The organism is Saccharothrix variisporea, from assembly GCF_003634995.1.
Classification (GTDB): domain Bacteria; phylum Actinomycetota; class Actinomycetes; order Mycobacteriales; family Pseudonocardiaceae; genus Actinosynnema; species Actinosynnema variisporeum.
Map to the genome: position 1 here is coordinate 6,296,850 of NZ_RBXR01000001.1, position 13,118 is coordinate 6,309,967.

At 72.0% G+C, this 13,118-nt stretch carries 10 protein-coding genes; 5 read left to right on the forward strand and 5 right to left on the reverse strand.

The genetic code is table 11. The features are described from left to right. The 3 genes from DFJ66_RS28720 to DFJ66_RS28730 all read left to right on the forward strand — a co-directional run bounded on the left by DFJ66_RS28720 (position 1) and on the right by DFJ66_RS28730 (position 5,251). Positions 1 to 903 carry a helix-turn-helix domain-containing protein gene (locus DFJ66_RS28720; protein WP_121225616.1) on the forward strand — a complete coding sequence of 301 codons (903 nt, stop codon included), beginning with the start codon at positions 1 to 3 and terminating at the stop codon, positions 901 to 903. Positions 904 to 1,070: 167 nt separating this feature from the next. Further along, entirely contained in the window at positions 1,071 to 3,881 is a 2,811-nt protein-coding gene (locus DFJ66_RS28725) for a S8 family serine peptidase (protein ID WP_121225618.1), read from the forward strand. A gap of 98 nt (positions 3,882 to 3,979) precedes the next feature. Beyond that, a complete protein-coding gene (locus DFJ66_RS28730) occupies positions 3,980 to 5,251 on the forward strand; it encodes an MFS transporter (protein ID WP_121225620.1) in 1,272 nt (423 codons plus the stop codon). Here DFJ66_RS28730 and DFJ66_RS28735 read toward each other — a convergent pair. Then, positions 5,235 to 6,245, reverse strand: a complete 1,011-nt coding sequence (locus DFJ66_RS28735) for a Gfo/Idh/MocA family protein (protein ID WP_121225622.1) — start codon at positions 6,243 to 6,245, stop codon at positions 5,235 to 5,237. The two genes, DFJ66_RS28730 and DFJ66_RS28735, sit on opposite strands and share 17 nt — an antisense overlap. Before the next feature lie 211 nt (positions 6,246 to 6,456). Here DFJ66_RS28735 and DFJ66_RS28740 point away from each other — a divergent pair, with 211 nt between their 5' ends. After that, positions 6,457 to 7,746, forward strand: a complete 1,290-nt coding sequence (locus DFJ66_RS28740; RefSeq protein WP_121225624.1) for a bifunctional o-acetylhomoserine/o-acetylserine sulfhydrylase — start codon at positions 6,457 to 6,459, stop codon at positions 7,744 to 7,746. Then, positions 7,743 to 8,801 (forward strand): homoserine O-acetyltransferase MetX, encoded by a 1,059-nt coding sequence (gene metX / locus DFJ66_RS28745; RefSeq protein WP_121225626.1) that lies wholly within the window; start codon positions 7,743 to 7,745, stop codon positions 8,799 to 8,801. The genes DFJ66_RS28740 and metX overlap by 4 nt, the downstream gene beginning before the upstream one ends. 36 nt (positions 8,802 to 8,837) lie before the next feature. Here metX and DFJ66_RS28750 read toward each other — a convergent pair whose 3' ends face one another. The 4 genes from DFJ66_RS28750 to DFJ66_RS28765 form a co-directional block, all read right to left on the reverse strand. Next, entirely contained in the window at positions 8,838 to 10,397 is a 1,560-nt protein-coding gene (locus tag DFJ66_RS28750) for a cellulose binding domain-containing protein (protein WP_121225628.1), read from the reverse strand. A gap of 70 nt (positions 10,398 to 10,467) precedes the next feature. After that, on the reverse strand, positions 10,468 to 10,953 hold the full coding sequence (locus DFJ66_RS28755; RefSeq protein ID WP_121225630.1) for a hypothetical protein: 486 nt from the start codon (positions 10,951 to 10,953) through the stop codon (positions 10,468 to 10,470). Then, a complete protein-coding gene (locus DFJ66_RS28760; protein ID WP_121225632.1) occupies positions 10,950 to 12,488 on the reverse strand; it encodes a hypothetical protein in 1,539 nt (512 codons plus the stop codon). The genes DFJ66_RS28755 and DFJ66_RS28760 overlap by 4 nt, the downstream gene beginning before the upstream one ends. Before the next feature lie 43 nt (positions 12,489 to 12,531). After that, positions 12,532 to 13,032, reverse strand: a complete 501-nt coding sequence (locus tag DFJ66_RS28765; RefSeq protein WP_121225634.1) for a hypothetical protein — start codon at positions 13,030 to 13,032, stop codon at positions 12,532 to 12,534. Positions 13,033 to 13,118: the final 86 nt, after the last annotated feature.

Below are 13,118 nucleotides of genomic sequence, written 5' to 3' on the forward strand. Positions count from 1 at the left end.
ATGAACCGAGAAGTGCGACACCTGCTGCGCACCGGCCCGTTCGAGGTGGCGCTGGACGCGGCCATCGAAGCGTCCGGCCTCACGCTCGACCGGTTGTGCCGCCGCTTGAACGACAGCGGCGTGACGGTCAGCCGGACCTCCCTCTCCTACTGGCGCAACGGACGCAGCCGCCCCGAGCGCGCCCAGTCGATGGCCGCGCTCAGCCGGCTGGAACAGGTCCTGGGCCTGCCGCCGTCGTCGCTGGTCGCGCTGCTGGGCGCGCGCCGGCCGCGCGGACGCCGACCGGGCCGCCCGCCGGGCACGCTGTCGCGCCGCGAGCTGTGGCCGTCGTGCGGGCCGATCCTGGCCGGGCTGGACGCCTCGGCCGACCCGCGGGTCGACTTCCTCAGCGTCAACGACACCCTCTTCCTGGACGAGCACACCGGCGAACGCCGGCAGCGGACCCGGCTGGTGCTGCGCGCCGCCTCCGACCGCGTCGACCGCTACCTGGCGTGCAGCGAGGTCGACGACCCCGCGTTCGCGCCGCCGGACCTGGTCGGCGTCGCCCACGCCCGCCGGGGCCGGGTCCGCCGGGACGCCGCCAGCCGGTCGCTGGTCGCCGAGTTCCTGTTCGACCGACCGCTGGACCGCGGCGAGCACACCGTCGTGGAGTACGAGGTGCGCCTGCCGGACGGCCTGCCGCTGGACCACTACTACCGCCGGTTCTCGCGCCCGGTGGGGCTCTACACGGTGCAGCTGCGGTTCGCGGGCACGCCGCCGGGGCGGGTGCGCCGGTACGAACGGGCCGGGCTGCGCGGTCCCGAGCGGCACGTGGAGGAGCTGTGGCTGGGCGCGGCCGGCACCACCGCGCTCGTCGCCCCCTCGGTGCGGCCGGGCACGGTCGGGGTGCGCTGGGAGTGGTGAACTCGTCGGAAAACTGTTCCGCCACAACCGTTGTGACCAGCGGTTTCCGGCGTGGCGATGCCGGTGGACCGACCGGTAACACAACCCTTCAGGTGTCGATCGCCCGCGACTAACTTCCGCCTTCCCTGCTCCGGGTCGAGGTCCGGAGTCCGAGAAGGAGTCGATCAATGCCCTGCACATCCCGAACCCTGCTGGCGGCGATCACCGCGCTGGCACTCGCGGCACTGGCACCGCCGGCGCACGCGGCCGAGCCGGAGGGCGACGTGCGCGTCGCGGCCAAGGACCCCGTGCCCGGCGTGTACATCGTCAAGCTCAAGGACGGCGTCCGCGCGGCCGGTGGCGCGAGCGACCTGACCGCCCGCTACGGCGGCACGGCCACGCACGTGCTGGAGAAGGTCATGCGCGGCTTCGTCGTGGAGGACCTGCCCGAGCGGCAGGCCCGGAGGCTGGCCGCCCACCCGTCGGTCGAGTCGGTGGTCCAGTCCGGCACCGCCCGCGCCGCCGACGTCCAGGACAACCCCGCCAACTGGGGCCTGGACCGGGTCGACCAGCGCGACCTGCCGCTGGACAGGAAGTACACCTACCCGTCCAACGCGGGCTCCGGCGTCAACGTGTACGTCGTGGACACCGGCATCCGGTACTCCCACCAGGAGTTCGAGGGCCGCGCCAAGTACGCCGCCGACTTCGTCGTCCCGCCGAACAACGGCGACGACTGCGACTCCGCCAAGCAGGGCCACGGCACCCACGTGGCCGGCATCGCGGGCGGCCGGACCCGGGGCGTGGCCAAGAAGGCGACGCTGTGGTCGGTGCGCATCCTCAACTGCCAGTCCAGCGGCAAGGACAGCGACATCGTCGTGGCGGCGGAGTGGATCGCCAAGAACGCGGTCAAGCCGGCCGTGGTCAACATGAGCGTCTACGCCGACGACCCCACGGTCGGGGTGGACGCCATCAAGGGCGCGATCGCGTCCGGCGTGCAGTGGTCGCTGATCACCGGCAACAACGGCGGCAACGCGTGCGACTACGGCCCGGGCAGCCGCGTCGAGACCGGCGTGCGGGTCGCCAACGCGACCAGCTCCGACTCGCGCGCCGGGGACTCCAACGACGGCCCGTGCACCGACCTGTTCGCACCGGGCTCGAACATCGACTCGTCGGTCAACACCTCCGACACCGCCTACGGCCAGAAGTCGGGCACGTCGATGGCCGCGCCGCACGTGGCGGGCGCGATGGCGCTGCGGTTGGGCGAGCAGCCCTCGTCCTCACCCGCCGACCTGAAGAAGTGGGTCGTCGACAACGCCACCACCGGCAAGATGACCGGCATCCGCACCGGGACCCCGAACCGGCTGCTGCACGTCCCCGTGGCGCAGCAGCCCGTCAACGACTTCTCCATCGCGGCCACGCCGTCGTCGGTGAGCGTGGACCCGGGCGCGGCGGTGAGCGCCACCATCGGCACGACCGTCACCCGCGGGTCGGCGCAGACCGTGGCCCTGTCCGCGAGCGGCCTGCCGGCGGGGGTGACGGCCGCGTTCGAACCGTCGTCGGTGACGGCCGGGAACTCGGCCAAGCTGACGCTGTCCGCGGCGGCGAGCGCGAGTCCGGGGAACTACCGGGTGACGGTGACCGGCAAGGGCACCGACGCCACCCGCACCACGGAGGTGGCGCTGACGGTCAACGGTGAGGTGCCGAACGACTTCACGTTGAGCGCCACCCCGTCGAGCGGTTCGGTGGCGGCGGGGTCGTCGGTGTCGACGACGATCGGCGCGTCGGCCGTGACCGGGCAGATCGGGTCGGCGGTGATCGGCGGTCAGCAGACCACGGTCGCCAAGTACCCGTTCATCATCTCCCAGCACCGGACGGGCGGTGTGCGGCCGGCCGAGCAGTCGTGCACGGGCTCGGTGGTGGCCAAGCGGGCGGTGCTGATCGCCGCGCACTGCAAGTTCGCGCAGGGCGACCCGAAGTACCTGGTGTACGGCCGTGACGACCTCACGGACACCAGCACCGGCACGCGCATCGAGATCGAGGAGTACCGCGCCCACCCGAGCTACAACCCCAACGACGGGTGGCGCACCGGGTTCGACGTGGCGGTGATCTTCACCAAGACCGACATCCCGACGCCCGCCGGCATGACCTACCCGGCCATCGCCCGGTCGAGTGACACGTTGCCGTTGGGCACCAGGGGTACCGCGATCGGGTACGGCAAGACCGACTCCCAGGACGCGCAACGCAACAGCAAGCTGTGGGAGACGGTGCTGCCCACGGTGGACGACCAGAACTGCCGCAACATCAACTCGCAGTTCGACGCGCGGTACATGTTCTGCGACGGGTACGGCGACGGCAGCACCGGGCTGTGCCAGGGCGATTCGGGGGGGCCGTACTACTACAACGGCAAGATCTGGGGCGTGTTCTCGTGGCTGCGGACGGACTGCGCGTCCTACAACGCCCACGGGAAGCTGTGGGGCGTCATGGGCGACTGGGCTGCCGAGCAGGTCGGCGGAACCCCGCCGTCCGGTGACATCGCCTTGTCGGCCGGCGGGTTGCCGTCGGGTGCCACGGCCTCGTTCAGCCCGACCTCGATCGGCGTGGGCGGCAGCTCGACCCTGACGATCCGCACGTCCGCGACCACCCCGACCGGTGATCACCGGATCGTGGTGAGCGGGACGCGGGATGGGGTGACGCGGCAGACCACGTACACGCTGACCGTCACCGGTGGCGGTACGACGAGGTTGTCGCTGGCCGATCCCGGGACGCAGACCAGCGTCAAGGGGAAGCCTGTGAGCCTCCAGATGGTCGCCTCCGGCGGCACGGGTGGCTACCGGTTCACGGCGTCCGGTCTGCCGGCCGGGCTGTCGATCAACGCGTCGACCGGGTTGATCAGCGGGACGCCGACGACGTGGGCGAACTACCACCCGACGGTGACGGTGACGGACAGCTCGGGCGCGAGCGCCCCAGTGTCGTTCTACTGGTTCATCTTCCCGCAGTAATTGCATGATGGCGTGCCCGGGGCTGGTTCCCGGGCACGCCGCAGCGCTGTGAGCTAGCTCACTTTCCGCTCGTCGTCGCGCAGGGCCAGGGTGGGTGGATGGGGTCCTCCGGGGTGCGCAGGGTCGCGCTGGCCAGTTCCGCGGGCAATGCGGTGGAGTTGTACGACTTCCTGCTCTACGGCACGGCGACCGCGTTGGTGTTCGACAAGTTGTTCTTCCCGTCCTTCGACCCGCGCATAGCCACGTTGTTGGCGTTCGCGACCTTCGGGGCGGGCTTTCTCGCTCGGCCGCTCGGTGGCGTGGTCATCGGGCACTTCGGGGATCGGATCGGGCGGCGGAGCATGCTCGTGCTCACGCTCACCGCCACCGGTGTGTGCACGGCCCTGATCGGGGTGTTGCCCACCTACAACTCCATCGGCATCGCCGCCCCGATCCTGCTCGTGGCACTCCGCGTGGTCCAGGGGTTCTTCCTCGGGGGCGAGCAAGGTGGGGCCACGTTGATGGCGGTCGAGCACGCGCCGCCGGGGCGCAGTGCCTGGTACGGCAGTTGGACGTTCCTCGGCTCGCCGGTCGGGCTGCTGCTCGCCAACGGTGCGATGGCGTTGGCGACCGCCGTCTCCGGGGACGCCTTCCTGGACTGGGGTTGGCGGATCCCGTTCCTGTTCAGCCTGGTGCTGGTCGGGGTCGGGCTGTACGTGCGGCTGTCCGTCGAGGAGAGCCCCGAGTTCCGGTCGGTACAACGGGAAACCGTGCGGGTGCCGGTGGTCGAGGTGGTGCGGCGGTCGTGGCGGAAGGTGTTGCTCGGGGCCGGGGTGAACCTCGGGTTCAACATGTTCATCTTCGTGCTCGCCACTTTTGTCGTGTCGTACGGGACTCGGCAGCTCCAGATCCCCCGGTCGGTGTTGCTCAACGCGAGCCTGGTCGGCGCGGCGGCGCAGGCGGTCGCGTTGTTGGGGTTCGCGTGGTTGTCGGACCGGGTCGGGCGGTTGCCGGTGATGTTGGGCGGGGCGGCGTTCCTCGGGGTGTTCGCCTTGCCGTTGTTCTGGTTGCTGGAGACGCGGTCGCCGACGTTGGTGTTGGTCGCGCTGGTGCTCGGGTTCGCGGGGTCGGCGGCGTTGTTCGGGCCGATGCCCGCCTACTACGCGGAGCTCTTCGGCACGCGGGTGCGCTACAGCGGTGTGTCGTTGAGCTACCAGTTGGGCGCGGTGCTCGGTGGTGGGCTTTCGCCGCTGGTGGCGACGTGGCTGTTGGGTGTCACGCCGACGCACGACTCGTGGCCGGTTTCGCTGTACCTGATCGCGGGTGCGTTGGTGAGCGCGCTGTGCTTGTTGGCGATCGGCGAAACCTTGCGCACTAAGGCAAAGCGATGACGGTGTCGGTGCGCGCGGACTCGAAGGCAGCCTCCACGACCTCCAGCCCGGTTACCGCGTCCGATGGCGGTACCGGGACGGCGCCGGCGGCGATCCCGGCGTAGAAGTCCTGGTACGCACCGCGTTCGGTCTCGACGGGACGGCCGGACAGCGTCCCCCACGCCTCCTCCGGGTCGGCGCCCCACCCCGTGCCGCCGGGAATCGCACCGGCCTTGAGGAGGTCTTCCTGGGGGTCCATGCCGTGCTTGACGTACGCCGCGGAGGAGCCGAGCACCCGGAAGCGTGGCCCCAGGTCGGCGGCCAGTGCGGACGCCCACAGGTGCGACACCGTGCCGTCGTCGTGGGTCAGTGCGAGGAAGGCGTCATCGTGGGCCTGGGCGTCGGGGCGAAGCGTGCGCACCTCCGCGTACACGGACGTGGGCCGGCCGAACAGTGCCACCGCCTGGTCCACCAGGTGCGTGCCCAGGTCGTAGACGATGCTGCCGAGGTCGGCCGGGTCGCCGGACTCCTTCCACGACTCCTTGACCTCCGGCCGCCACCGCTCGAACCGCGACTCGAACCGGTGCACCCGGCCCAGCGCACCCTCGCGCACCAAACGGGTGACGGTCCGGAAGTCGCCGTCCCACCGGCGGTTGTGGAAGGGCACGAGCCGCCGGCCCCGCGCCTCCGCCAGGGTCACCAGCTCGCGCGCCTCGGCGGCCGACCCGGCGAACGGCTTGTCCACCACGACGTCCACACCGCGTTCCAGCGCGGCGCGGGCGTGGGCGGCGTGGTGGCGGTTGGGGGTGGTCACGACGACGAGGTCGAGGTCCCGGTGCCACAGCTCGTCGATCGACGCGACCACCTCGACGTCCGGGTACCGCTCCCGCACCTGCCGCTGCCGGTCGGGGTTGCCCGTGACGACGGCCGCGAACGTCAGACCCGGCGTGGTGGCGAGGAACGGGGCGTGGAACGCGGCTCCGCCGAGCCCGTAGCCGATGAGTGCGGTGCGCATGGCACCCAACCCTAGGCTTCCCACGACGTGGACGCCCTGTCGCGGCCCGTCACCCAGCGCTACCTTCGGTGCCATGAGCCCGCTCGTGACCCGTCGGCACGTGGACTACGTGCGCGTCACCAGCATGGCCTGTCGTCTGGGCTGATCGACCTCGCACCGCACCGCGCCCTTCTTCGGCGTGCCCGAAAACCCCCTCGGCAGGAGCCCAACCATGTCCTGGTCGTTCGAAACCAAGCAGGTCCACTCCGGAGCGTCGCCCGACCCCGCCACCGGCGCCCGTGCGACACCGATCTACCAGACCACCTCCTACGTCTTCCGCGACACCGCGCACGGCGCGGCGCTGTTCAGCCTGGCCGAGCCGGGCCACATCTACACCCGCATCAACAACCCCACCCAGGACGTGCTGGAACAGCGGATCGCCGCGCTGGAGGGCGGGGTGGCGGCGGTGGCGTTCGCGTCCGGCCAGGCCGCCGAGACCGCCGCGATCCTCAACCTGGCCCGCGCCGGCGACCACCTGGTGTCCAGCGCTTCCCTGTACGGCGGCACCTACAACCTGTTCCACTACACGCTGCCCAAGCTGGGCATCGAGGTGTCCTTTGTGGACGACCCGGACGACCTCGACGCGTGGCGCGCGGCCGTGCGGCCCAACACCAAGTTGTTCTTCGCGGAGTCCCTGGCCAACCCGCGCAGCAACGTGCTGGACATCGAGGCGTTGGCGGAGGTCGCCCACGAGGCCGGGGTGCCGTTGGTCGTGGACAACACCGTGCCGACGCCGTACCTGCTCCGGCCGCTGGAGCACGGTGCGGACATCGTCGTGCACTCGGCCACGAAGTTCCTCGGGGGCCACGGCACCGCGGTCGCGGGCCTGGTCGTCGACGGCGGGACGTTCGACTTCGGGAACGCCGAGAAGTTCCCGGACTTCAACGAACCCGACCCCAGCTACCACGGGCTGCGGTACTGGCCCGTGCTGGGTCATGGGGCGTTCGCCGCGAAGCTGCGGGTGCAGGGCCTGCGGGACACCGGCGCGGCGATCGCCCCGTTGACCAGTTTCCTGATCCTGCAAGGGATCGAGACGTTGTCGCTGCGCCTCGAGCGGCACGTCGCCAACGCGCGGGCGCTGGCCGAGTGGCTGGAGTCGCGCGACGAGGTGGAGAAGGTGCACTACGCCGGGTTGCCGTCGTCGCCCTGGTACTCGTTGGCGCAGAAGTACCTGCCACGCGGCACGGGTGCCGTGGTGTCGTTCGAGCTGCGCGGCGGGGTCGAGGCGGGCAAGGCGTTCGTGGACGGGGTCGAGCTGTTCAGCCAGTTGGCGAACATCGGCGACGTGCGCAGCTTGATCATCCACCCGGCCAGCACCACGCACAGCCAGCTCACACCCGACGAGCAGGCGATCACCGGCGTGACGCCGGGTTTGGTGCGGCTCTCGGTGGGCATCGAGGGCGTGGAGGACCTCAAGGCGGACCTGGAGGCGGGTTTCCGCGCCGCCAAGTCCGTGCAGTGAGGATCGGGTCCACTGTCGGGGAGACCCCTCCCGCTGCCGGCGGGTGGCGGGAGGGGGACCCGAACGGGCGACGGCTGTGGTTCACCGGCGAACTGCCGGGGTTGCCGCTGCGGATCGCCTACGAGACGTGGGGGACGTTGAACGCCGCCCGCTCCAACGCCGTGCTCGTGCTGCACGCGCTGACCGGGGACAGCCACGTCGCCGGTCCGGCCGGTCCCGGGCACCCGACGCCGGGGTGGTGGGACGGCCTGGTCGGTCCCGGCCGGGCGCTGGACCCGGCGGAGTGGTTCGTCGTGGCGCCGAACGTGCTGGGCGGCTGCCAGGGGACCACCGGACCGTCGTCGACCGCTCCCGACGGCCGGCCGTGGGGCAGGCGGTTCCCGGCGGTGACCGTGCGCGACCAGGTGGCCGCCGAGGTGCTGTTGGCGGATTTCCTGGGCATCTCGGCGTGGGCGGCGGTGCTGGGTGGCTCGATGGGCGGCATGCGAGCTCTCGAATGGGCGGTTTCCGTACCTGATCGAGTGCAGTCTTTGTTGGTGCTGGCCGCGCCCGCGGCCTCGACGGCCGAACACATCGCGTTGGCCTCGGCCCAGTTGCACGCCATCGCCCTGGACCCGGTGCGCGGCATGGGCGTGGCCCGGCGGATCGCCCACCTGAGCTACCGGACGGAGCCCGAGCTGGCGGCGCGGTTCGGGCGGCGGGTGCAGGAGGACGGCCGGTACGCCGTGGAGTCGTACCTGGACCACCACGCCGACAAGCTGGTCCGCCGCTTCGACCCGGACAGCTACGCCGTGCTGACCAGGGCCATGAACGGCCACGACGTCGGCGCCGGCCGGGGTGGCGTGCGCGCGGCCCTGTCCCGGGTGACCGCCCGGACCGTCGTGGCCGGCATCGACTCCGACCGCCTGTACCCGCTCGCGCAGCAGGAGGAGATCGCGGCGGGGATCGCGGGGGCGGAGTTCCGGGTGGTCACGTCCCCGTACGGGCACGACGCGTTCCTGATCGAGGTGGACCAGGTCGGGGCGCTGGTGGGCGAACTGCTCAAGGACGGCTGAAGGGGCGCGGACGGTCCCGCGCCCCCTCGGTGCCGGTCAGAAGCCGGCGGTGATGCGGGTGAACTCCCAGTCCGGCTGGGCGATGCCGGAGCAGTTGGAGGACACCTGGCCGTCGCAGCCGCCCCGGTCGCGGTTGACCGCCCAGAACGCGAAGCGGCCCAGGCCGTTGGACTTGGCCCAGTCGCGCAGGGCGGTCCAGGTGGCCGTGGTGGTGACCTCGCGCTGGTCGGACAGGCCGTTCATGCCGGAGATGCCGGTGTGGCTGAACGCGACCGCGTCGGACCACCCGAAGGTGGCCTTCAGCTTGTCCTTCAGGCCCACGGTGGCGTTGATCGTGTCGGTCCGGATGTCCGAGCTGCCGAAGTCGAACGGCATGATCGTGAAGATGTCGACGTTCGCGCCCAGCGCCGCCGACCGCTCGATGAGCCGGTTGCCCCACGAGTTCGGGCCGGTCTTGGTGGTGCCGAAGGTGACGATCGTCTGGATGCCCGGGTTGTTCTGCTTGACGATCTTGAGCGCTTCGAGGATGCGGTCCTGGACGGTCGCGTTCTCGAACTCGTCGGTGTTCTCGATGTCGATGTCGATCGCCTTCAGGCCGTAGGCGTCGATCACCTTCTGGTACGCACCCGCAAGCGCTTGCGGGGTGGTGCAGTTCGGGCCGAGCTTGTTGCCGCTCCACCCGCCGAACGACGGGACCACGTCACCGCCGGCCGCCCGGATCTGCGAGATCGCGGTGGCGTCGACGCCGCCGGTGAGCGGGCGGTTGCCGTCCCAGGCGGGGTTGCAGCCGCCGGAGGACAGCACGAAGGCCATCGTGAACCACTTGACGCCGGTCGTGCTCATGATCGTCTGCGGTGCCGGCGGGTTGCCCCAGCCCAGGAACAGGTAGGGCGCGCCCCGACCGCCGGTCGGCGCGGGGCCGTTCGGGGTCGTGGCGGAGACCTGGTTGGAGGCGGCGGACGCGTTGCCGGCGGCGTCGCGGGCCTTGACGGTGAACTGGTAGGTGGTGTTCGGGGACAGGCCGGACACGGTCGCGGTGGTGCCGGTGACCGTGGTGACCGAGGTGCCCCGGTACACGTCGTACGCGGTGACGCCCACGTTGTCGGTGGAGGCGTTCCAGGCCAGCGACACCGAGGTGCTGGTGGTGCCGGTGACGCGGAGGTTGGTCGGCGCGGACGGCGCGGTCGTGTCGCCGCCACCGCCGCCGGTGCAGGGGGCGCCGTTGACGGTGCAGTTCAGCGGTGACCCGGAGCCGGAGCCGACGAAGCCGAAGCTGGTCGAGGCGCCGACGCCGACGTTGCCGTTGTACTCGCGGTTGGTGGCGACGTAGTGGTCGCCGGTGCGGGTGACCAGCGCGTCCCAGTAGGAGCCGAGGGACGTGCCGGACGGGAGGTCGAACTCGACCTTCCAGGAGGTGATGGCACTCGGGCCGCCGTTGCTGATGGTGAACTTGCCCTCGAAGCCGCTGCCCCAGTCCTGGGTCTTGGCGAAGGTGGCCGTGACGCCGGGGGCGGCCGAGGCCGTCGGCCCGACGAGGGCGAGGGAGGAGATGGCGAGGGCGCCGGCTGCGAGTAGGGCACCCGTTCTGGTCTTCATGAGGAACTCCTCGGCGGATCGGCAGGGTAATCGCGCCCACCGGGGAGACTGGTCTAGACCATGGAGATTGTCAATGGTCCTTCCTTGACCGGTCTGGGCGGGTCCGGGCGAGGTGGTCCTGGAGCGCCGCGTGCCGGAACTGGTACACGGCACCCGAGCGGCGCAGCACGCCGAGCCGGTGGGCGTCGTCGAGGAAACCCAGCAGGCGCACGGGAACCCGCCGCCGGACGCTCAACACCGCCACGGCCACGAGGTACCGCCCGCTCGCCTGGTGGAGCCCGACACCCAGCGCGATCGCCACCGCCACGAGGACGCCGACGGCCACGGCGGCGACCGGGTCCGCCCCGCCGGTGAGCGCGTCGGGAACCCCGAAGGCGATGCCCAGCGCGACCCCGCCGACGACGGCCTTGAGGAGCACCAGTCGCAGGTCGCGGCGGAACGTGAGCACCGGGTCGCGCGGCCGGTCGTCGGTGACGGGCGTTTCGGCCCAGTCGACCAGCCCGGCCGCGAGCCACCCGGCGAGGCCGAACGTCAGGCCGACCACCGGCGCGGTCACCAGGCGGCTCGGCCGGTCACCGCCGGTCCCGATGACCCAACACGAGCGCGAGAACGTGCTACACCGCCGGCCCCCGCGCGACTCCCACGACGAGTCCGAACTCCGACCCCGACGACCACGCCGCCGACGACCCCGTCCGACCACCCGAACTTCAGCCCGTCGTGCACCCCGGTCGCCACGCCCATCCCGACCGCGGCGACCACTCCGGCGATCACCGCGACCGGACGCGGCGCCGCGCGGTGCAGGTGCCACCAGGCGAGGTCCCGGCTGCCCGAGCGGTCCAGGTGGTGTGCCAGGAACGCCAGTCGGCGCGTGGCGTCGAGCGGTGGCCACGGGCGCCGCGGGCGGAAGGGGTGCCGGCGGTCCGGCGGGTTCGACCGGACGAGGGCACCGACCACGTGGTCCAGGAGGTGCTCGAGCACGGCGTCACCGGTCGGGAACCGGCTCCGGTCGCACAGCCCGGCGGGGTCGGCGTGCGGTTCGACGTACACCTTGCGCAGCAGCCACAGGGCCAAGGGCGTGGACAGCGCCCGCGCGACCGGACCGCCCGGGTCACCGGTGAGCTCGTCGAGCAGCACGGGCCAGCCGTCGCCCGGCCTCGGCGGCAGGCAGCGCGTCACGTACTCGGCGGCGTCGGCGGGCGTGAGCGGGCAGGACTCGATGACCGCGGCGCCGGCGAGCACGCCACCCGCGGCCACGGCCGCCCGGTACTCGTCGCTGCGGCAGGTGAGGACGACCGGGTCGGCGGCCACCTCGTTGAGCCGCCCGAGCACCCGCGACCGGACCGGAGCCGCCACCTCGTCGAGCCCGTCCAGGACCGGCAGGACCATCCGCCGCGCCACCAGGGCGGCGGGCGCGTCCGGACCGAACACGTCGGCGCGCAACGCGGGGTAGTCCTCGGCCAGCCGACGCGCCAACCACGCGCCCAGCGGCTCGGCGTCGGCGTCCCAGTCCGACAGCGGCACCAGGACCGGGACCGGGTCGTCGTCCTCGGCGTGCAGCAGCAGTTCGCGCACCAGCAGCAAGGTCATCGTGGTCTTGCCCGACCCGGCCGCACCGAGGACGACCAGCCGCCTGCGCGGCAGCGTCCGGAACCCGGCCGCCAGGTCCCCGACGCGGTCGGTCCGACCGGTGAACCGGAGCCGGCCCGCGGACCGGGGCATCGGGTCGCGGCCGAGGACGTGCCCGGGGTGGTCCATGACGTCGGCGTCGGCGAACCGCCACCGGACGGCGAGCGGCCCCGGGTCGTCCAGCCGCCGCAGCGCGATCTCCTCCCGCCACTGCGCGAGCACCTGGTCGGCCAGTTGACGGCGAGCGGCGGCCACCTGCTCGGGGGTGGAGACCGGCAGGGGCACGGCCGGCGCGCGGCGCGCCCACGCCACCACGCTCCACGCCAAAGGGGTCAGACCGACGATCAGCGCACCGACCCGGCCCGCCGACTCCAACCCGCCCGACGAACGGGCGGCGAGCGCCATCACGGTCGTCCCGACCACCAGCACGATCAGGGCGACCAGCCACCTCCGCCACCCGGCCACCCCTGCAGATGGTGGCACAGCGCCACCCCGGCGTCCGGGTGCGTCACTCGTCCAGTGCAGCCTCGATCCAGGACGCCACCGCCAGGTCCCGCACCTCGCACTCCAGCGCGAGCTTCACCGTCCACCGCAGCGCCTGCAGCACCACCGTCGCCAGCTCCTGCGGCTGACCGTTGGCCAGGGCGATCTCGATCTGCTCCGCCGCCGCCTCCTGGTCGCCGTGCACCTCGGCCAGCAGGGTCCGGATCGCCGTGCGCACCGGCGGGTCGGCGTCGTCGATCGGGACCTCCTGGCCGTCCTCGTCGAAGACCTGCATCTTGACCGGGGTCGCGCCGCCCGAGCCGAGGGCCGCCACCATGTCGCTGCACTCCGAGAACAGCAGCAGCACCAGCTCGCGGATCTCCTCGTTGCCCTCCGGGGAGCCGCTGAGGTAGCCGGTGACGAGGTCGACCGCGACAGCGTCCTCACCGACCTTGGCGGCGGCCAAGGCCTGGCCGGCGACGGCGGTGAGCCGTGCCCAGCGGTCCGGGTCCTGCTGCGGGTGCATTCAGCCATCTTCCAACACGGAGTAGGGGTGCACAGCTCTGTCGTATTGCCTACCCGGTGGTGATCGGGTGCCGCAACGGCTTGCCG

What these genes read in the sequence shown, in the direction of transcription:
- DFJ66_RS28750 (WP_121225628.1), bottom strand. Translation starts at nt 10,397, where the DNA reads ATGAAGACCAGAACGGGTGCCCTACTCGCAGCCGGCGCCCTCGCCATC.
- DFJ66_RS28740 (WP_121225624.1), top strand. Translation starts at nt 6,457, where the DNA reads ATGTCCTGGTCGTTCGAAACCAAGCAGGTCCACTCCGGAGCGTCGCCC.
- DFJ66_RS28725 (WP_121225618.1), top strand. Translation starts at nt 1,071, where the DNA reads ATGCCCTGCACATCCCGAACCCTGCTGGCGGCGATCACCGCGCTGGCA.
- DFJ66_RS28730 (WP_121225620.1), top strand. Translation starts at nt 3,980, where the DNA reads ATGGGGTCCTCCGGGGTGCGCAGGGTCGCGCTGGCCAGTTCCGCGGGC.
- DFJ66_RS28720 (WP_121225616.1), top strand. Translation starts at nt 1, where the DNA reads ATGAACCGAGAAGTGCGACACCTGCTGCGCACCGGCCCGTTCGAGGTG.
- DFJ66_RS28735 (WP_121225622.1), bottom strand. Translation starts at nt 6,245, where the DNA reads ATGCGCACCGCACTCATCGGCTACGGGCTCGGCGGAGCCGCGTTCCAC.
- DFJ66_RS28765 (WP_121225634.1), bottom strand. Translation starts at nt 13,032, where the DNA reads ATGCACCCGCAGCAGGACCCGGACCGCTGGGCACGGCTCACCGCCGTC.